Consider the following 20,244-nt stretch of genomic DNA (forward strand, 5'->3'; position numbering starts at 1 on the left):
CCTTGCTGTGATGTATCTCACACACTTAGTGTGGACAATCAGGGAAAGAAGGAAAAGCGGATTATTCCGCTTATGAAAGAGGGAAAACCGAATTATGGCGTGGGAGCAGCCACCTGGTTTCACATTGCGGCAACTTTCGTACCTGCTGGCGGCGGCCCGCCACGGGACCATCGCGGGCGCCGCATCGGAATTGCATGTTTCGCCTTCCGCGGTCTCGGACGCGATTACGCAGTTGGAGCGGATGTTCACGGTGCAACTGTGCGTCAGGAAACAGGCGCAGGGCTTGACCTTGACGACGGCCGGGAGGCATCTTGCGGCTCAGGCTAGGCCTTTGCTTGCTGCGGCCAAGGATATTGAGGCTCAAGCGAAAGCTCCGGAGGGTCAGCTCGCGGGACCGTTGACTATTGGCTGTTACCCGACGCTTGCGCCGAAGGTTTTGCCGGTTCTTTTGGATGAGTTCGGGGCGGCACACCCGTTTGTGACGCTCGAGATACGGGAAGATTCGCAAGATCGCCTGTTTGCGCAGATGGAGGCAGGCGAGGTGGATGTGGTTTTCGCTTACGAGACGTTGGTGCCGGGGAAGCCGCGCCGAGCCAAACTCATGGAGCGTCCCGCCTACGTGGTGCTTTCACCTGACCATCCGTTGGCTGTTGAGGATGCGGTGCGGCTCGAGCAACTGGCTGACTGGAACATGATCCTGCTTGATTCCCCACCGTCAAGAGAACACACGCTTTCGCTGTTTGCCGAGCGTGGGATTGAGCCGAAGGTCCGCCACCGTACATCGAGCTTCGAAGTGGTCCGCACCCTCGTGGCTCGTGGGCTGGGCTACGGGATCCTCGTGCAGCGGCCAGAAAATAGCGCAAGCTATGAAGGCCTCCCCCTCACCACTAGAGAAATCGAACCTCCTGTAGCCCCTGTTGCAGTAGAAGTCGTTTGGCCGGCCACACACAAAACCTCAACGAAAGTCCAAGCCCTCGTCGACTTCGCCCAGACACGCGCTTGGAACCTGTAGGTGCGGACGGTGGCGCGGCAGAGCGTGACCTGGTAGGCGCGCCAGGTCAAGGCCTGTTTTCAAACTGTCAGACCCCCACCGGATACTCAAAGCAGGTGAAGAACGTGGGCTATATTCCTCAATAAGCAGATCAATCTATAGGGGGCATAGGTGGACATCACAGATGTAGAGTCGCTGTGGGCTAAAGCGCGCCCTTATGCATCGAGTGACCTCGAGCCGCTCCAGACTCTCTCAATTCGGCAGCACCTCGAAGACACCGCCGCCGTTGCCGGGCACATTTGGGATGAGTTCCTTGCCCCGCATCTTAAAGACATGCTTGCGGCTGAGCTTGGGGCCGATGATGTGGCCCGGACGTCATTCGTCTTCCTCGCCGGCGCGCATGATGTTGGGAAGGCGGCCCCGGCTTTCTCGGCGCAGCATCGCCGCGCAGCTGATCAAGCGCAGGCCGCAGGTTTCATCCACCCGCCACAGCTCGCCCCTGGCACGTTACTAACACCCCGGTTACGTCACGAAGTTATCTCCGGTGTGGCGTTGCGCGAGTGGCTACGGAACACGTTTGCAGTCAAGCGGCTCCCGATTGTGCATAGCTGGCTCGGCCCCGTTCTTGCGCACCACGGAGCGCCCGCATCCAAGGAACTATTCAACGCAGCCCTGCTCGACTCCTTGAGCCTCGGGGACCAAAAATGGGCCGATGCCCGTACCGCCCTACTTGACCATATGGATTTCGTGACCGGGTTCTCGGAAGTCATCAAAGCAGAACTGCCCGCTCTCCCCCGTCTGACCGCTCACGCGCAAACGATCCTTTCCGGAGCGGTCATCATGTCCGACTGGATCGCATCAAACGAGCATTATTTTCCCCTCGAATTTATCGAGGAAACCCAGCAACGCGCTCAAGACGGCTGGGGGTCACTAGCCCTGCCTGGGCCTTGGACATCATGGGATCACCCCGCCGATGCCGATGAACATCTCCGAGAGCGTTTCAAACTGGATGCTTCCGCCCAGGCCCGCCCGATGCAGTCGGCGGCCCGCGAGCTCGCTTCAGAGTCGCAAGAACCCGGACTGGTCATCATCGAAGCCGGCATGGGTGAAGGTAAGACCGAAGCCGCGCTCATGTGCGCAGAGATCCTTGCAAAGAAATTCGGCCACGGCGGTCTCTTTATTGGCTTGCCAACCCAGGCCTCCACCAACGCGATGTTTGAACGCGTCACCCATTGGCTCGAGCAGTTCCCACTCGAGGAAGGCCAAGCACCTCCCACTACCTTCCTGGCTCACGGAAAGCGGGACCTCAACGAGACATACCATTCCGCATATAAAGAGGCATGGCGCCGTTACTTTGGCCCTCATGTGGGAGATGAGTCAAACAAGAAACAGCGTCACAGCTCCGTTGTGGCCCACTCATGGCTGACAGACCGCCGCCGCGGCTTGCTGGCACCTTTCACTATCGGCACCATCGACCATGCGTTGATGCTGGCCCTCAAAATGCGTTTTGTGACCCTGCGCCATCTTGCGTTCGCAGGCAAAGTTGTTGTGCTGGACGAAGTTCACGCTGCAGACACCTATATGTCCCAGTTCCTCGAAGACGCACTCGACTGGCTCGGCGCGATGGGCGTTCCCGTGGTTATGCTCTCCGCAACCCTGCCAGCCAGCAGAAGGGAGGCGTTCATCCGCGCCTACCAGGGGCACACGAACCGGAACCAAGCGCCCCGGCAGCAGAGCCTCCCTGTCGAGGCTTATCCGCGCCTGACCTTGGCGGAACGTTCGGGCCGTGTTGTGGAGCGTTCCTCGGAAAGCACCGGCGTGGTTCGCGAGCTGACTGTAAGACGGCTAGGCAATACCCCGGCCGACCTCATCGAACTCATTAGGGTGAAAGGCCGCGACGGAGGCCGTGTTGCTGTCATCCGCAACACGGTGCGCGAAGTCCAAGAGACCTCAGAGTTACTGCGTGAAGCGTTCCCGGATGCTCACCACTACATTTCTCATGCTCGGTTCATGGGCAATGACCGTGCAGAGCGAGACAACGTGTTGCTGGAGCAATTCGGCAAGGGCGGTTCCGCACCCGAGGGTGAGCTAAGCATCGTTGTGGCAAGCCAGACCATTGAGCAGTCGCTGGACCTGGACTTTGACCTCATGATCACCGACCTCGCCCCGGTGGACTTGATACTGCAACGCTCGGGGCGTCTCCACCGCCATACACAACGGGACGCTATCCGCCCACCCCTGCTGCGTCAGGCTGAACTGTGGATCAGCGGAGTGGACTGGAATACAACTCCGTTCGCTCCATCGCGAGGTTCCGTTGCGGTTTACGGCGAGCACCTCCTGCTGCGTACAGCCCTGGCACTCGGCCTCGTCGACAAGAGCGAAGTCCAAGTTCAGATCCCGGCAGACATCCCCGATCTGGTCGACAACACATACGAAAAGCCTGTTCAGGCGCCCGCCGGCTGGGAGGATGCACTCGCCAAAGCTGAACAGAAGTTTCTTGAAGAAACGAAGGAGGCTCGCAGAAAACCTCAAGCGGCCCTGCTTCACGAACCTTCCACCATGAAAGACATTTTCGGGCTCGTTTCAGGTGGCTTGAGCGAAGACGGCACCGATGAGCGGGTCTCGGTTGGTGTGCGGGATGCCGCAGACAATGTGGAAGTTCTGGTGGCTCAGATGATTGATGGCCAGCTGTGCATTCCTGCTTGGGTCGCCGAGCACGGAGGAACACCATTGCCGATTTACGAGGCACCTCCCGCTGACATCGCGCGTTTCCTCAAACGGTGCAGCCTCAACGTCACCGAACACATGCTCCATAAGACAAGCATTGATTCGTTCATCGAGCACCTGGAACGGACTTCTGAATTTGATTGGCAAGATTCACCCGAACTGCGTGGCGAACTCATACTTATTTTTAATGAAGATCTAACGTATTCAACAGATTGGTTCACCATGCACTATGACCCCACCTTCGGTTTGAAAGTGAATAAACATGACTGAAGCAACTTGTGAGCGACCCACGTTTTCGCTCATCAGCCAGCCGTGGATTCCATGCCTTGGAATGGACGGCGCCGTCAACGAGTACTCGCTTCTCGATGTGTTCAAGGAAGCGAAGAACCTCAAAGCGATCGCAGCGGAGCTACCGATCACCGACTTCGCTCTACTGCGCCTCTGCCTCTCGATCATCTACGCTACGCACCGTGGTCAAGTTCTGGATACCGAGCTCTGGGCTGACTGGTTCGAGGAAGGGCTTCCGGTCGACAATATCGAGCGCTACCTTGAAGAGCACTCAGAATACTTCGATCTGTTTCACCCAGAAACACCGTTCTTCCAGGTAGCAAACCTGCGTAACTCTAAAGACGAGCGTTTTGGTCTGGAACGCCTGATTCTGGATGTCCCCTCCGGCAAGCCCTACATGACCACGCGCATCGGAGCAGGCCTAGATTCGGTCTCCTACAGCGAAGGCGCCCGGGCCCTCGTCACGTTGCACGCCTTCGATATTGCCGGCATCAAAACCGGTGCCGTAGGTGACCCCCGGGTCAAAGGCGGTAAGGGCTACGGCATTGGGACTGGCTGGACTGGCCGGCTTGGAGGAATCTTCTTCGAAGGCGCCAATCTTCATGACACGTTGATGCTCAACCTGGTCGGAACTCACCCGAGCAGCGGCACTCGTTGGGCCAATGATGCGCCCGCGTGGGAGACCTTCCACTGGGATGCCGGTGATGCTCAGGCCGCAGAGAATCCAAGCCTTGAAGCCACAGGGCCACAAGCGCTGTACACATGGCAAAGCCGGCGCGTCCGCCTCTTCCCGGAGGACGGGGTCATCAAGCATGTGATCGTCGCTCAGGGAGACCCTCTAGCACCGCAAAACATGCTCGATCTTGAGCCTATGTCCGGCTGGCGCAACAGCCCCGCTCAGCAGAAAGCCCTCAAGAGCCCCACCCCCGTCTATATGCCTCGGGACCATGACCCTGCTCGAATGCTTTGGCGCAACGTAGGTACGTTGCTACCTGCTGGGCGAACCAACACCTCAGTAGAGGAACGATTTAGAACTTCGGTTAGCTCTGAGTGGCTCGGAGAGCTCTACCTCGATGAGATGCTCCCCCACGAATATCCGGTGCGCCTACACGGTGTTGGTCTTGTCTATGGGAGTCAGCAAGCAGTCGTTGACGAACTGTACGACGACGTTGTCAGCGGCCAACTGGCAACATTCGCGAGCACAAATCCACAGGTGCAGCAGGCGATTAGTAACGCCGTCGAAGCGTCCGAGCAGGCCGTTCTGGCGTTGCGTAATCTTGCGGCAAATATTGCCACCAGCCGGGGCCTTGATCTCGAGGGGCCACGCGAGGAAGCGAGCACCCTTGCTTATGCTGCACTCGACGCATCCTTCCGTGAATGGTTTTCCCGAGCCACCCCGGAGAACATCGTTGAGCTTCTTCCCGAGTGGGTCGAGCGGGCTCTCTCACTAATCCTGGCTATCGGTCTCGATATGACCTCCCGCGCCGTTTCGATTTCCTTTTTCGGCAGGGAGCATCAGGACCGCCGCTATAACGCCCCATTGTCTGAAGCCTGGTTCCGTTCCGCGTTGGCGAAAATTCGTAAATCTTTTATCCCCACCACACATACTGAAGAGAGGGCGTAAGCATGTCTACGGTTTCATCTGGAAGCCGCGGGACCACCGCGTCAGAGCTCGTTCGTTTCGTACTTCACCGCTCCCACGCACTGAGCGAGGGTTACTGTGCTAATCGCGCAAGCGCAGTCGAAGCTATCGCGGTTCTCGCTCAGGCGGCAGGGCGTCCCATCGGTTCTTCTTTACAGGCGTTGAAATGGACCATCGACGAGGCCCCCTCCGGCTGGGTCAGCAACGATGGCCAAGCCTCCCGGGCTGAGTTGGCGGCTTATGCCACTCTGACTTTGTTTGCTGTTCATCACCGTTCCCGGAAGGATACCTCGCCTCACACCGATGCCGTGAAGTTCGGCCAGGCGGTGCGCCAGGCTGTTGATCCGGCCACCAATGGCACCGGTGTTGAACGCCGTTTTGAACAGCTCGGTGCAGCGACCTCCTGGGAACAGCTGCTAGGCCGACTCCGCTCCCTGATTCAACTGCTGAAACAAGACCGCCGCGCCTTCGACTATGGGCAGCTGGCTAAGGACCTTTTCGACTGGCAGTTCCCTGAACGTCGAAACACAGTGCGGCTCCGTTGGGGCCGTGACTTCTACAACCTTCCCTCATCAGCTTCTCTAAAGACTTCCGTTTCCTAATCCACTCAGAAAGGCCCATCCCATGACCCGCACCATTATCGACATCCACGCTTTGCAGACGGTCCCACCTTCTAACTTGAACCGTGATGAGACGGGATCTCCTAAGACGGCACTTTTTGGAGGCGTGACTCGTGCACGGGTTTCTAGCCAGGCTTGGAAACGTGCAACTCGCGTGATGTTCCGTGACATCGCAACTGACGATCTACTAGGTGTTCGAACCAAGAAGGTAGTGGCTCTTCTAGCTTCGAAGATGCTCGAAATCAACCCGGATATCGCTCAGGAACAGGCTGAAGCGGCAGCCATCGAGGTCGTGACAGCTGCTGGCATTAAGGTTGCTAAACCAAAGGGCCGCAAGGAGGAGGGAGAGAAGCTCGAAGAAGCTGGCTACCTGGTTTTCCTCTCCACAGCGCAGGCGACGAACCTTGCGCAACTTGGTGTGGATGCCCTCGCCTCGGGCGATGTCAAGGCCTTCGTGAAGGACCGCGAAAATAAGAAGAAGATCCGCGAGGCCGCAGTCCAGGACGCGTCGGTGGACGTCTCGCTGTTTGGCCGGATGGTCGCAGACGATGCATCCCTCAACATTGATGCGGCAGCTCAGGTTGCGCACGCCATCAGCGTGCACGATACCCCTACAGAAGCTGACTACTTCACGGCCGTAGATGATATCCGCGAAGCCGATGAAGATGGGGGCGAAGATGCCGGCGCAGCGATGATCGGCACCATCGAGTTCAACTCATCGACGCTGTACCGTTACGCGACTGTGGATGCGAACGCGCTTGCTGCCAACCTTGGCAATGTTGAAGCCACACGTATTGGTGTCGAGGCTTTTGTGCGTGCGTTCTTGACGTCAATGCCTTCAGGAAAAATGAATACGTTCGCGAACCGTACCCTGCCTGAGGTGGTTGTGGTTCAGGTCCGTGATTCGCAGTCAGTCAACTTGGTGGGCGCGTTTGAAGAGCCCGTCCGTGGTACCCATATCAGCGATGTTGCTGCAGCTCGCTTGGCCGCGTGGTCGCAAAAGATCGACGAAAAGTACGGCACTACCCCAGTGAAGTCGTGGGTGATCAGCCTCAACGACGGCCTCAAGGAGCTGGGCGAAGCGTCCTCCCTTGAAGGGCTCGTTACGGCACTGGGTGAAACCGTAGAGAGCCGTCTGGGGGCTTAGTGATGACGCACACCCTCGTACTTGTCTTGCGGGGTCCGCTGCAAGCGTGGGGTGCCCGGAGCCGGTTCAATCGGAGAACAACGCAACCTCAACCGACCAAGAGCGGGGTGGCCGGCCTGCTGGCTTCAGCGCTTGGCTATGAGCGGAACGCTAATCTCTCCGAGTTCCGTGACCTTCGTTTCGGTACACGGACAGACGTTCCGGGCACTTTAACTGTGGACTTTCAAACCGCTAGAACCTTGGGGCCAAAACCATCACGTATGCCCCTGACGCACCGTCACATGCTTGAGGATGCTGTTTTTGTGGTCGGATTCGAATCATCCGACCACAAACCGCTTGAACGATATGCCAAGGCCGTCCAAGCACCCGTTTACCCCTTGTACTTGGGGAGGCGGGCTCTTCCTCCTGCAGGGCCTATCCATACGGAAGTTTGTGTGGGTAGCCTCGAGGACGTTTTGAAGAGTTATCCGTGGCAGGCGTCTGATTACCAGGCAAAACGGTTAGCGAATCTGCAGCGGAATGGCTCAGAACGCCTACATCTGACGTTCGAGTCGCGTCCGGGTGACCCGACTTTCGCTACCGCGGAAACGATTTCCGATAACCCTGTGAGTTTCTCGATGGAGCATCGCCAATACGATTTTCGGGCTATGTCGCATGACTATGTCCCGTTGTCTGCGATCACGACTGATGACAATGGCTCGGCGGATTCTGGTGATGTTCATGATCCGATGGCATTGCTTGCTCCGGTTGATGACGAAGGAGCGTCTTGATGTCTATCACTCTGACCCGGGTTCCGCTTGATCTGACTCGTAGCGGTACGCGACGGAAGCTTGCAAGCGAGCAGGTGATGCACGCCGTTATAGCCGCCGCAACGGATGCTGGGGCTGAACGTCGTGTTTTGTGGCGCATCGACGGCGAAGCTGCGCAACGTACGTTGTATGTCGTTTCGCCCGATGCTCCAGATGTCTCTCACCTGTCGCAGGAGCTGCTCGTCGACGAAGACGCGATCGATTCGCGGGATTACCAGCCGCTGCTGGATTCCCTATCGAATGGGCAGGAGTTCCGTTTCCGTTTGCGTGCCAACCCGATCATTAATAAATACCGGGAGGGGCGGGATCAGCGGTCTGCCCGTGTGCCTCTTGTGGGGCTGGACGCGCAGCTTGGTTGGCTTGAGCGTCAAGCTGATCGTCACGGTTTCGAGTTGGCGCGTTCACGCATGGGGCAGCCTGAAGTTCTGGTCTATGGCCAGGAAAACATGCAGTTCTCTAAGCAGAGTGGACGGATTGTCACTATTCGTGCGGTGGTGTTCGAGGGGATTCTGAGGGTCACTGATGCGGAGCTTGTCAGATCTGCGCTGGTTTCGGGTATTGGTCCTGCGAAGGCGTACGGCTGTGGCTTGCTGACGTTGGCGCCTGTGAGTGCTTCGAACGATGTCTAGAACGCCGCCGGGATTCGTCCCGCCCGAGCTTCCTCAGTTGGCTCGGGCGGCTGACAGGTTGACTTTCGTCTACTTGGAGCGGTGCCGTGTACACCGTGACGCTAATGCGATTACGGCGACGGATGAGCGCGGCACGGTTCATATCCCGGCGTCTACGCTTGGGACGCTGATGTTGGGGCCGGGTACGACGGTGACGCATCAGGCGATGACTTTGCTTCATCAGTCGGGTGTTTGTGCTGTCTGGACGGGTGAGGAGGGTGTCCGTTATTACGGTCATGGGCGTCCTTTAGCGGAGTCTTCGCGGCTGCTGGAGGCTCAGGCGAAGTTGTTCTCAACTACGCGGGGGCGACTCAAGGTAGCTAAAGCGATGTATCAGATGCGTTTCCCTGGCGAGGATGTTTCTGGGTTGACGTTGCAACAGTTGCGGGGGCGTGAGGGCGTTAGGATGCGCCGCGCCTACCGTGCGGCCGCAGAGGAATATGGCATCCAGTGGTCTTCGCGTGAGTATGATCCGAATGATTTTGATAACTCTGATTCAGTAAACAAGGCTCTTTCCGCCGCAAATGCTGCTCTCTATGGTGTCGTACATTCTGTAATTGTTGCTTTGGGGCTTTCGCCGGGCTTAGGGTTCGTGCATGCCGGCACGGTAAGAGCATTTGTTTACGATGTCGCAGACCTATACAAGGTTGACCTCGTAATTCCGCTGGCGTTCCGCTTGGCGTCAGAGCAGCCGCCAGACATCTCTTCTGCGGCTAGACGTGGTTTACGGGACCTCATGGTTGATGGTCAGTTTCTTAAGCGGTGCGTTCAAGATATCCGAAGTCTTCTCTTGGAAGAGTCGGAGCAGGAATTAGACGAAGACGAGACCACGGAAGTAACGCTGAAGCTTTGGGGTGGTTTCGGGCCAGAGGCTTCGGCGAAGAGAAATTACGGAGGCACATAGCAGTTGCTAGTCCTAGTTTTATCGGCAGTGCCTGCAGGGTTGCGGGGGCATGTGACTCGGTGGTTGTTAGAGATTTCTCCTGGCGTTTTCGTTGGGAGCGTTTCCCGGAGGGTGCGTGAGGCTCTTTGGGAAGAGATCCGGGGTTCGGTCCGCACTGGCCGGGCGATCCTGGTTTGGCAATCGAATAGTGAACAGGGTCTTGAGTTTTTGATTCACGGGCATCATTGGGAGCCTGTGGACTTTGATGGGATAACGCTCATGATGCGCCCGCATCAGCCTTCCTCGAGCTCAGCCAAGGTTGGTTCCAGCAACGCGTCGAAGTGGCGCCGTTACGGACGCAGATCAAACTAATGATTCCCGGTTGTTGTCTAAAGTGAATCTTTTGACCACAATAAGGTACATTGACCCCAATGGGAACCAAGTGAGTTCCCCGCGCCTGCGGGGATGATCCGGGCGGCGCGGCGGGTGTGAAGTCGATGCTCGGGAGTTCCCCGCGCCTGCGGGGATGATCCGGCTACCTGTGAACATCTCCGTCACAAAGAACAGAGTTCCCCGCGCCTGCGGGGATGATCCGAGCAATGCGGACGCGAAGGCTCGCCTCGATGAGAGTTCCCCGCGCCTGCGGGGATGATCCGAAGAAGAAAGGCCCGCGTCCATAAGACGCGGGGAGTTCCCCGCGCCTGCGGGGATGATCCGGTAAACGAGAGAGAGGACGGAGACCTCATGAAGAGTTCCCCGCGCCTGCGGGGATGATCCGCTCAAGGGGCCGGGGTCAAATACCTCGCGCCTGAGTTCCCCGCGCCTGCGGGGATGATCCGAGGGCGTGAAGGTCAAGTCCCGCGTGGTATGCGAGTTCCCCGCGCCTGCGGGGATGATCCGACCGAGGAGACGAAATGACCCGCCCCCACAAAGAGTTCCCCGCGCCTGCGGGGATGATCCGGACCCCCATGCCAGACCCCACCCAACCCCCCGGAGTTCCCCGCGCCTGCGGGGATGATCCGTGTTCCCAGTGACCTACTACACCGTGAACGGCGAGTTCCCCGCGCCTGCGGGGATGATCCGGACCGTCTCGGGCGGCCACTAGAGGGTTTTGGGAGTTCCCCGCGCCTGCGGGGATGATCCGACGTCACCCCACCGAAGAAGAAGCCACGCCCGGAGTTCCCCGCGCCTGCGGGGATGATCCATCCTGACGGCGATATTCGCGGCCGTCTCAGCTGAGTTCCCCGCGCCTGCGGGGATGATCCGACCGGGTATCCGGTGGTTGAGGTTGGCGGATGGAGTTCCCCGCGCCTGCGGGGATGATCCGTGTCTGGATGCCTCCTGAAACTCTCGCGAGAGGAGTTCCCCGCGCCTGCGGGGATGATCCGGAACTGAGGGCGAAGAGGAAGGAGCTGAGCCTGAGTTCCCCGCGCCTGCGGGGATGATCCGGGGAAAATATGGCAAGCATACCTACCTGCTCGGAGTTCCCCGCGCCTGCGGGGATGATCCGTTGCCCGAAGCATCATAGACACCGTGGCGAGGGAGTTCCCCGCGCCTGCGGGGATGATCCGATCTCGGAGACCTGGCGAGCCTGTTCGGTCAAAGAGTTCCCCGCGCCTGCGGGGATGATCCGGGCCAATGGTTGTGATCTGAGTACATCAAAACGAGTTCCCCGCGCCTGCGGGGATGATCCGGATCTCGGTATTGCGTTGCCTCCACAGTTGAAGAGTTCCCCGCGCCTGCGGGGATGATCCGTCGATACCGGCGTGCGGGTACCGGCCCCTGGAGAGTTCCCCGCGCCTGCGGGGATGATCCGGACATCGCCTGGCATGCCGGTAATTACGGCATGAGTTCCCCGCGCCTGCGGGGATGATCCGCTACCACCTACTGAGGCCGCTGGCGATCAGATGGAGTTCCCCGCGCCTGCGGGGATGATCCGAAGCACGCGAGAAGGCTGAGCAGGCTGAGAAGGAGTTCCCCGCGCCTGCGGGGATGATCCGTCAGTGACATCAGCACCGAAACCAAGGTTAGGGAGTTCCCCGCGCCTACGGGGATGATCCGTCTTGGTAGGCGGTGGCGTAGGGGAGGGCGGCGAGTTCCCCGCGCCTGCGGGGATGATCCGGATCGGCTCACGGCGTACAGCACGCCCGGCGGGAGTTCCCCGCGCCTGCGGGGATGATCCGGCTCCTCCAAGGGTGTGGGGTTATTGGGTGGTGAGTTCCCCGCGCCTGCGGGGATGATCCGACTAATCGACTCAAAGACCACTTTCTACCCCGGAGTTCCCCGCGCCTGCGGGGATGATCCGGTTTGGAAGTCGTCGGGGTAGGTGCGCGGCTTGAGTTCCCCGCGCCTGCGGGGATGATCCGTACGGGTAGGCGACGAGCAGCGGGGTCGCGGAGAGTTCCCCGCGCCTGCGGGGATGATCCGTGTTCGCTAGTGCCATCGGTATTCCTCCGCCTGAGTTCCCCGCGCCTGCGGGGATGATCCGTCATTGATCACCCGTAGCCGGGTAGTGCCAGGGAGTTCCCCGCGCCTGCGGGGATGATCCGGCAGCGCTAGAGCTAGGCACCGTATTCGCGGGGAGTTCCCCGCGCCTGCGGGGATGATCCGGATGTACTGCTTCAAATAGGTGTTAGTGCTTGGAGTTCCCCGCGCCTGCGGGGATGATCCGGTTTCTGCGTCCTTGTTGATCTGGCCGCGGATGAGTTCCCCGCGCCTGCGGGGATGATCCGATACCCCAGCCCCGTCACCGCCTTCACTCATGGAGTTCCCCGCGCCTGCGGGGATGATCCGAGCTGTTGCTGGGCCTTGATGAAGACGTCTTTGAGTTCCCCGCGCCTGCGGGGATGATCCGATAGACCCGAATTTCTCGGCACCCGCTTTGAGGAGTTCCCCGCGCCTGCGGGGATGATCCGCTGTTTCAACTCAGGCGCTTTACCTTCGTCATGAGTTCCCCGCGCCTGCGGGGATGATCCGCAGTCCCACAGATACAAGCCGATTAAGTGTTCGAGTTCCCCGCGCCTGCGGGGATGATCCGGCATGGGCGCCCGCCATATGCGGGACGGTCACGAGTTCCCCGCGCCTGCGGGGATGATCCGACGGGTACGATCCAGCAGTCCGATGAGGGCGAGAGTTCCCCGCGCCTGCGGGGATGATCCGTCATTGGGTGTCTACGAGAGTGATGATTGTGAGAGTTCCCCGCGTCTGCGGGGATGATCCGAGCACGCCTGTAATTCGCGTATTTACAGGGATGAGTTCCCCGCGCCTGCGGGGATGATTTGACCGTCGACGATGCCGCGGTAGTATCCGAGATGAGTTCCCCGCGCCTGCGGGGATGATCCGTTTCCTGGCGTTCGCGGCCTTCACCGGACGGGAAATCAACGGATTCAAGGGACTAGTCATCTCGCTGATCGTCTGCGTCCTGGCGATTAGCGCGGGAACGATCATCAACGTCTTCGTCTAAGCACCGGTGAACCGTCTGAGAGAAAGAGAAGATCCTCATGGCTGAAACTGATCCATTAGGCAGAAGCTGGAAACTCTGGGGCGGTATCCTCGCCTTCATCGTGGTCATTGTGATCGCGGGGCTAGTCATCTTCCCCCGCGTCAACTCTGAACCAGAAACAGCTCCGACCGCTGCTGCCCCGTCGGTACCAGTTGAGTCTGCGTCCCCGCCCTCCCCTTCGAATTCGCCTTCGGCTTCGGCTTCCAAGCCAGCTTCTGGGGATTGCCCTGCGCTAAGTACCGACAATTCATTCCCGAACGATGCCCCGGAGGCTGAATGGAAGCGGCACCCTGTGGGTATGCTGCTGCCGGTATCGGCGGAGCATGGGCCTGCGAAGATGGATGGGGATTTCTGGCGTTGTTTCAGCCACACACCATCTGGCGCAGTTTTTGCAGGATTGACTCTAAGCCTAGAGTTTTCGGGAGCCGGCATCATCGAAGCCGCAGTTGAATCACCAGAACGCGATCAACTTTTTGAGCAGCAGATGGCCCTGGAAAACGACTTCGAATACCCCGTAATCTCTGGCTACCGCATTATGCATAGCTCAAATGATGCTGCTTCTATCGAATATATCGCCCCAGTGGGCAGTCAGTATGTTTCTATTCGTATAGATCTTCTATGGGATGAAAATGCTAACGATTGGCGGGTGGATCTTTCATCCGGTGAACCGGCTTCGGCCATTGTAAACGATCCCAGCACGTTTACCGATTGGAAGTAGGTGCAATTATGGCCGATTCACAATGCGATTTCTGGGATTTTTTTGCAAAGGCGGCGAAGTAGCAAAGGACCTTGCGGATAGTGTGATTTCTGGCTTCGTGCAGTCGCTCCTTGAAGGTGCCGTGGCCTTCGGAGTTCCCCGCGCCTGCGGGGATGATCCGGCCGAGACCACCGAGAACCAGGTCACCGGCGAGAGTTCCCCGCGCCTGCGGGGATGATCCGCTGCGCGGCCGCAGAGGCTCGCATGCAAGGCACAATTGCAGCCGGGGGGATACGTTAGTCATCCGCGCCCTGGATCGCGTCGCAGGCGAAGAACGAATGACCATCGAGATTATCCGCGAGCTGGCAGAGCGCGGCGTAAGGATCAAAAGTCTTACCGAGCCATTCTTAGACGTGGACATATCTACGCCGATGGGTGAAGCCATTGTGGGCATCATGGCCGTTATGGCGCAGCTGCGCGTCTCTATGATCAGGGAGAACACCAACAGGGAATTAGCGCACGCGCACGCCCAGGGCAGAATCGGAGGGCGGCCGCCCGTCATGGATGCAGACCGCACAGCCATGGCACGGCAGCTGCGCGAGGAAGGGAAAAGCTACGCACAGATCGGCAAAATTCTTGGTGTCAGCGCAGCGAACATTCATAGAGCTTTGAACCTATAACCCTAATAATCGCCTATAACACATATTATAATTGAAGTGCATGGATTCTGATTTCCCGTCTTAGGAGGTAGTCATGAGCCAGGTTCTTGAATCGCCACGGGATAGTGAGATGGCAGCTGATTTACTGCGCGCCAGAGAGCTATCGGAGGTTGCGCTACTGGACTATAAGCGGAATCTGAAGGTGGCCGCTAAACAAATGACACAGAAACAAATTGCGGAAATCGTGCGCTTATCGCAGCCAGCAATTGCTACAGCTTTGAAGCGTGCCGCAAAGGTTCCTGATGCTATTGCGGGCTTCAAAGCCGCGTCACCGCATGAGGTGTGCCAGCGGTACGCTGCTGGGCTGATTAGCCGCAAAGAAGTTGTGCGCCAGTTGGTAGCGTGGCCGTACAACGATACGCCGAAGTTCAATGAATTTGGCGAAGTCCAGGGCGACACCTCCGGTACGTTTACGGACGTGGAGAACGCTGTCATGTTTGGTTTGATTGATGACTCAATCTATGAGGAAGTTTTCAACCAACTGGCCGACTAGTCGCGCGCCCTAAAGGAGAGTTTCCCGCGCCTGCGGGGATGATCCCGGATCGCGACGGCGCGGCAGCTGCGGCAGGAGGGCAAAAGCTATGCGCAGATGGCCAGCATTCTCGGTGTCAGCTCCGCCAACGTATACCGTTCTCTGACCCACGAAACCCCTTGAAACCACATGATAACACAAGTTATAATTGAAGTGGAGGAAGTCTCCCTTGAGGAGTTGAGGAGGGTGTTATGAGCCAGTTGGTGGAGCGGCCGCGTCATGGTGATATGCGTGCGGAGCTGCTGCGGGTGCGGCAGCGGATGGAGGTCGACACGTTGGATTACAAGCGCACGTTGAAGACCGCTGCGAGGTGCATGTCTCAGCGGGAGATGGCCGAGGTGTTGGGGATGTCTCAGCCGGCTGTGGCGAAGGCGTTGCAGCGTGCCCAGGCAGTACCGGCTGTGGTTGGTGAGTTCAACGCTGCAAGCCCTTATGAAGTGTGCCAGCGGTACGCGGCCGGGTTTATTGATCGTACCGAAGTGGTGCGCCAGTTGGTTGCATGGCCGTATAAGCCGACTCCTTGGGCGAACGAGTACGGTGAGTACGAAGAGAGCAGGGACGGAACCTGGCGAGAGGTTGTCGAAGCGGCCGATAACGGCTTGATTGACGATGCGATCTACGATGAAGTTTTGAAGAAGACGGCCGGTTAGACGCGCGCCCTAAAGGAGAGTTTCCCGCGCCTGCGGGGATGATCCGAATTCACGGTCGTGCTCATGAAACACGACATTAGCGGTAACGGCTAGTTGAAGCCAGCAAGGCCCCGGGGTGATCCGCTCCGGAGCCTTCGCCTATTGAGAGGAAAGCATGGATAACAGCTTGTTCACCTCAGCGGAATTCAAGACCCTGCGAACCCTCCTAGGGTACTCAATCACTGAAATCAGCCGATACCTCGATATCGGTCCCGCTACCGCCCGCGACTGGGACCGGGGCCGCTATAACCCGCCCCCGGGCGTAGGCGAAGAGATGAGGGATCTAGCAGACCACACCGACGAGATCGTCGCGCGCCTGGTACGGCACTATGAGACACACCCGCGCGATTGGCCGATCCGCACGCCGAGGCGCTCCTGCGACATCGCTACCGCGTTCCCCGGTGTCGAGCTGCCACACTATGTGTCTCTTGATTGGTGTCGCATTGTTGTAGCGAGGGTTGCGCGGGAAATCCCAGGGCTTGGCGTCGATTGGTTCTAACTAACACTTGCAGAGCTCCCCGCGCATGCGGGATCTCCGGCTGAGAAACGCGGGAGCCATCAGTTCACAAGGAGCCCCCGGCCCTGTATGCCATAGCTTCCACCCAGAACCTCCCTTGTGACCCCCTGGACTCTGAGAGGAACAGTCCACGCATGTTTTGAGACAGTCTTTAAGGGAGCGCTTTCGTGGCCATTTTCGATGTTGAATACACCTACATCGACAACGCCGAACTCATCCAGAAACACCGGCCCGAACACCGCGCGTTCCTCAGCGAACAACGCGAAGCCGGCACCGTGCTCCTCTCCGGCCCCAAAACAACCGAACCAGCCAGCGCCCTCATCATCGTCCGCGCCAACACCACCGAAGAAGCCGGCCGCATCCTCGACGCCGACCCCTTCAACGACCACGGCATTATCACCCACCGCGCCATCGCGGAATGGAACGTCGTCATCGGCGAGCTCTAAACCACCCACCCAAGCCCTAAAGCGACAACCGCGCGACGAAAGCCGTATAACGAAAGGTAGCCAGCCGTGGTAGCCCCAGCCCTCAGAACGCATCGCCTCACCGACCCAGCAGCAAACAAGCCGCTGCTGCTCGTCGGGCCCGGAATCGGAACAGGCGTGCAGGAACTGTGGAACACCACGGCGCAACATCTCGCCGATGATTTCGAAGTGATCGGGTACAACCTCCCCGGTCACGCCGGAGCCCCCGCCCACACGGATCCCTACAGCGTCAAGGAACTCGCAGACGCAGCCGCCGCACTCGTCGCCGACCAACCCGCGGAGAGGCGCATCTACTTCGCCGGCGTCTCCATCTCCGGCGGGGTAGCCATGGAACTCGCCCTCCACCACCCCGAGCGGTTCGCCGCGGTCGCAGTCGTGTGCTCGGCACCGAAAATCGGTGAACCCGAAGCCTGGGAAGAACGCGCCCAAGCAGCCGCCGCCAACGGAACCGAGATCATGGTCCCGTTCTGCCGCGAAGGCTGGTTCGCGCCCGGATTCATCGACGAAAACCCCGCCCAGTCAGACGCACTGCTCGATAACCTACGGCAAGCTGACCTCGCCTCCTACGTCACCATCTGCCGCGCACTCGGCACCTACGACGTCCGCGCAGATCTCGCCACCGTCACCATCCCCGTACTCACCATCAACGGCGCGCACGACCACGTCTGCCCACCGAGCGAAGGCGCCACCATCGCCGCCGGCGTACCCCACGGCAAAGCCGTTACCTTCAACCACGTGGCCCACCTCGCCCCCCGTCGAAGACCCCGAACGCACAGCCGCCGAACTCCGACACTTCTTCCTCGCGTAGGGCTAGGAGACGGCGGGGAGAGTAGCGGCAGCTGGGGAAGCCGGCTCAGTTGAGCACCGGCTGCTCGGCGAGCGTGTAGCGGTTGCCTGTGCGTGCCACTGAGATGGGGCCGTGGTACTGGGTTGCGGCTTGTTCTGCCCACCACTGCTCGGTCGCGACTCCGGCGAGGTGGGACAACACCAAGCGGCCCACGCCGGCTTCCTGCGCCACCGCGCCCGCATCGGCGGGGGATGTGTGGGAGCATGCCTGGTGGTTCAGGAACGCTCCAGAGAAACCTTGTTCCTTATAGAAGTCGAGGTTCACGGCCTCGTGCACCAGAATGTCCGCGCCGCGGGCTAGCTCGACGAGGGCCTCGGATTTAGCGGTGTCTCCCGAGAACACGATGGAGCCTTCGTTTGTGTCGAAGCGGAACGCGAACGCCGGGTAGACCGGCGGGTGCTCCACGAGGGTCGCGTTCACCGTCACCGCATCATCGCGATACACCTGGAATATCGGTTCCTCAGGGACCGTGATTTCCTCGGTCTGCACCAGCTCGTGCAGGTTGGGGCGGGCCTCATCCTGGATCCGGATGTCGATGTCGTAGGAGAACCCCTCAAGGGTCTTGCCCACCAGCTCCGCGGTCCCGGCCAGGTCCTCGCCGCCCTCGCGGTGCGGGTCCTTACCTGGCCCCACAATCCGGAACGGCTCCGTGAACCCCTCGACCGGTTTACCCCAGTTCCACAGCAGGAACCCCGGTAGCTCCACCACGTGGTCGGAATGCAGGTGAGTCACGAACCCGGCCGTGAAGTGCTTGCCTTTCAACCCGGCTTCGGCGGCGGCTCGTGTGCAGCCCAGCCCGAAGTCGATCAGATAAAACCTGTCCCCTACCCGTACCGCGGAGCAAATACCGGGTTCGCTCCCGCGGATTGCCGGGCCTGCAGCCGTGCCTAGGGTGATCAGTTCAACGCTCATGTCAATGTCCTTTTAGTTATGTGCACGTTATTGATATGCACGCCAGTTGACGGTGGTCGGCTCCAGGTAGGCGTCCAAGCCCCAACGGCCGCGCTCGCGGCCAATCCCGGACTGTTTCCAGCCACCGAACGGCGCATCCAGCTCAACAACCGTGTGCTGATTGATCCATACCGTGCCGGCCTCCAGCTCAGGCGCGAGCTGCCGTGCCCGCTCCATATCCGGCGTCCAGATCGAAGCACCCAACCCGAACTCGGAATCGTTCGCGAACTCGATGGCTTCCTCAACCGAGCTGTAGGTCACGATCGGCAGCGCGGCACCGAACTGTTCCTCCCGCACGATACGCATGCCCTGTTCCGCACCCGCCACGATGGTCGGGGTCTGGAAATAGCCTGGAAGTTCGCACCGCTGATGCCCGGCAAGAACAGTGGCACCGTCGGCTGCGGCCGCATCGACCAGTTCCCGCACATAGTCACGCTGGCTCGCGTTATGCATCGGGCCCAGCGTGGTTGCCGCATCAATTCCGTGGCCGAGCACAAACTTATTGACCTCAGCCAGCACAGCGTCAGTGAAGTCCGCGCGCAACACTTCCGGCACATACACGCGCTTGACCGCCATGCACACTTGTCCGGCATTTCGGAAAGCACTGCCGATGATGCCGCGTGCGGTCACCTCGATGTCGGCATCCTCCAGCACGATGGCGGCGTCATTACCGCCGAGCTCCATGGTCACGCGGGTGACGTTTTCAGCGGCCTGCTGCATCAACGAGGTGCCCACTTTGGTGGAGCCGGTGTAGGAGATCTTGTTGACCAGCGGCTCGGAAGCCAATGCAACGCTCACGGTGCGGTTGGATCCGGTCAGGACCTGCACAACATGCTCGGGCAGCACGGTGTTCATCAGCTCAATCAACGCGATAGCTGAAGCCGGGGTGGTCGGAGCCGGCTTCGTCAGCACCGTGCAACCGGCGATCAGCGCGGGAGCCAGCTTGACGCACAGCAGGGAGATCGGGAAGTTCCACGGAGTGATGGTCCCCACCACCCCCACCGGGCGGTTCAGGACCTCGACGTTGCGGCCATCGCGCTCCGGGAGGCTGATCACTTCATCCCAGTCCAAGGTTGCGTAGTAACGGAACAGGCCAGCTGCGACCGTGAACTCCATCTTCGCCTCACCCACCGGTTTACCCTGCTCACGCGAGAGCACCTCGCCCAAAGAATCGAGGTTCGCCTCGATCTTCTCCGCGATCTTCACCAGCGCCTCAGCGCGCGCCCCACGGTCACGCCGCCAACCACGCAACGCCGCACGGGCGCGGAGCGCTGCCTGCCGCGTCTCTTCGGCCGTGTTTTCCGGTACCTGCGCAACAACTTCCAATGTTGCCGGGTCAAAAACCTCGTAGTGGCTGCTCACGTGTACCTACCTTCGGGGCTAGAACTGGACGGATGTAAGAAGTGGACGGGACTAGAGTTAGACGGATCTAGAGTTGGATGGGGTTAGAGGCGGAATTGGCGTTGGCGCCGCCAGCGCCGCCGCAATTTCTCTACATCATGGAAGATTCGAGGCACCCAATGGCGTTAA

General features: G+C 59.5%; 18 protein-coding genes and 1 CRISPR repeat array. Of the genes, 16 read left to right on the forward strand and 2 right to left on the reverse strand.

Annotation, left to right across the window (positions count from 1 at the left end; genetic code table 11):
* The first annotated feature begins 94 nt into the window (after positions 1-94).
* The 16 genes from J2S67_RS08665 to J2S67_RS08740 all read left to right on the forward strand — a co-directional run bounded on the left by J2S67_RS08665 (position 95) and on the right by J2S67_RS08740 (position 17,777).
* Positions 95-1,012, forward strand: coding sequence for a LysR family transcriptional regulator (locus J2S67_RS08665; protein ID WP_035755862.1), 918 nt, complete (start codon positions 95-97; stop codon positions 1,010-1,012).
* Positions 1,013-1,162: 150 nt separating this feature from the next.
* Positions 1,163-3,988, forward strand: coding sequence for a CRISPR-associated helicase/endonuclease Cas3 (locus J2S67_RS08670; protein ID WP_052048404.1), 2,826 nt, complete (start codon positions 1,163-1,165; stop codon positions 3,986-3,988).
* The gene (gene casA, locus J2S67_RS08675; protein WP_310248252.1) at positions 3,981-5,630 is read left to right on the forward strand and encodes a type I-E CRISPR-associated protein Cse1/CasA; all 1,650 of its coding nucleotides are present in this window, start codon (positions 3,981-3,983) and stop codon (positions 5,628-5,630) included. The genes J2S67_RS08670 and casA overlap by 8 nt, the downstream gene beginning before the upstream one ends.
* Before the next feature lie 2 nt (positions 5,631-5,632).
* The gene (gene casB / locus J2S67_RS08680; protein ID WP_310248255.1) at positions 5,633-6,250 is read left to right on the forward strand and encodes a type I-E CRISPR-associated protein Cse2/CasB; all 618 of its coding nucleotides are present in this window, start codon (positions 5,633-5,635) and stop codon (positions 6,248-6,250) included.
* A gap of 22 nt (positions 6,251-6,272) precedes the next feature.
* Positions 6,273-7,415: a type I-E CRISPR-associated protein Cas7/Cse4/CasC gene (gene cas7e / locus J2S67_RS08685; RefSeq protein ID WP_070507451.1), complete on the forward strand. Its 1,143-nt coding sequence runs from the start codon at positions 6,273-6,275 to the stop codon at positions 7,413-7,415.
* 2 nt (positions 7,416-7,417) lie between these two features.
* Positions 7,418-8,185, forward strand: coding sequence for a type I-E CRISPR-associated protein Cas5/CasD (gene cas5e, locus J2S67_RS08690; protein WP_070507452.1), 768 nt, complete (start codon positions 7,418-7,420; stop codon positions 8,183-8,185).
* Positions 8,185-8,853, forward strand: coding sequence for a type I-E CRISPR-associated protein Cas6/Cse3/CasE (gene cas6e / locus J2S67_RS08695; RefSeq protein ID WP_083285453.1), 669 nt, complete (start codon positions 8,185-8,187; stop codon positions 8,851-8,853). Before cas5e ends, cas6e begins: the two co-directional genes overlap by 1 nt.
* Positions 8,846-9,796: a type I-E CRISPR-associated endonuclease Cas1e gene (gene cas1e / locus J2S67_RS08700; protein ID WP_070507454.1), complete on the forward strand. Its 951-nt coding sequence runs from the start codon at positions 8,846-8,848 to the stop codon at positions 9,794-9,796. The genes cas6e and cas1e overlap by 8 nt, the downstream gene beginning before the upstream one ends.
* 3 nt (positions 9,797-9,799) lie before the next feature.
* Complete coding sequence (cas2e, locus tag J2S67_RS08705) at positions 9,800-10,147, forward strand: type I-E CRISPR-associated endoribonuclease Cas2e (protein WP_083285454.1); 348 nt, start codon at positions 9,800-9,802, stop codon at positions 10,145-10,147.
* A gap of 72 nt (positions 10,148-10,219) precedes the next feature.
* A CRISPR array of direct repeats spans positions 10,220-13,118; the repeat unit is 29 nt; unit sequence GAGTTCCCCGCGCCTGCGGGGATGATCCG.
* A 157-nt stretch (positions 13,119-13,275) separates the two neighbouring features.
* Positions 13,276-13,995 (forward strand): hypothetical protein, encoded by a 720-nt coding sequence (locus J2S67_RS08710; protein WP_070507458.1) that lies wholly within the window; start codon positions 13,276-13,278, stop codon positions 13,993-13,995.
* Positions 13,996-14,147: 152 nt separating this feature from the next.
* On the forward strand, positions 14,148-14,654 hold the full coding sequence (locus J2S67_RS08715) for a recombinase family protein (RefSeq protein WP_407682074.1): 507 nt from the start codon (positions 14,148-14,150) through the stop codon (positions 14,652-14,654).
* A gap of 73 nt (positions 14,655-14,727) precedes the next feature.
* Positions 14,728-15,186: a hypothetical protein gene (locus tag J2S67_RS08720; RefSeq protein WP_035755841.1), complete on the forward strand. Its 459-nt coding sequence runs from the start codon at positions 14,728-14,730 to the stop codon at positions 15,184-15,186.
* A gap of 230 nt (positions 15,187-15,416) precedes the next feature.
* Positions 15,417-15,875 carry a helix-turn-helix domain-containing protein gene (locus J2S67_RS08725; RefSeq protein ID WP_070507462.1) on the forward strand — a complete coding sequence of 153 codons (459 nt, stop codon included), beginning with the start codon at positions 15,417-15,419 and terminating at the stop codon, positions 15,873-15,875.
* 154 nt (positions 15,876-16,029) lie between these two features.
* Positions 16,030-16,413, forward strand: a complete 384-nt coding sequence (locus J2S67_RS08730; RefSeq protein WP_035755835.1) for a helix-turn-helix domain-containing protein — start codon at positions 16,030-16,032, stop codon at positions 16,411-16,413.
* Between the two features lie 185 nt (positions 16,414-16,598).
* Positions 16,599-16,877, forward strand: coding sequence for a YciI family protein (locus tag J2S67_RS08735; RefSeq protein WP_070507465.1), 279 nt, complete (start codon positions 16,599-16,601; stop codon positions 16,875-16,877).
* Positions 16,878-16,943: 66 nt separating this feature from the next.
* Positions 16,944-17,777: an alpha/beta fold hydrolase gene (locus tag J2S67_RS08740; RefSeq protein ID WP_083285455.1), complete on the forward strand. Its 834-nt coding sequence runs from the start codon at positions 16,944-16,946 to the stop codon at positions 17,775-17,777.
* On the opposite strand, the gene J2S67_RS08745 is transcribed toward J2S67_RS08740, so the two are convergent.
* Positions 17,770-18,675 carry an MBL fold metallo-hydrolase gene (locus tag J2S67_RS08745; RefSeq protein WP_070491236.1) on the reverse strand — a complete coding sequence of 302 codons (906 nt, stop codon included), beginning with the start codon at positions 18,673-18,675 and terminating at the stop codon, positions 17,770-17,772. The genes J2S67_RS08740 and J2S67_RS08745 overlap by 8 nt on opposite strands.
* A gap of 27 nt (positions 18,676-18,702) precedes the next feature.
* Positions 18,703-20,076 (reverse strand): aldehyde dehydrogenase family protein, encoded by a 1,374-nt coding sequence (locus tag J2S67_RS08750; RefSeq protein WP_310248272.1) that lies wholly within the window; start codon positions 20,074-20,076, stop codon positions 18,703-18,705.
* Positions 20,077-20,244: the final 168 nt, after the last annotated feature.

Origin of the sequence: Pseudoglutamicibacter albus (assembly GCF_031458175.1) — a bacterium.
Classification (GTDB): domain Bacteria; phylum Actinomycetota; class Actinomycetes; order Actinomycetales; family Micrococcaceae; genus Pseudoglutamicibacter; species Pseudoglutamicibacter albus.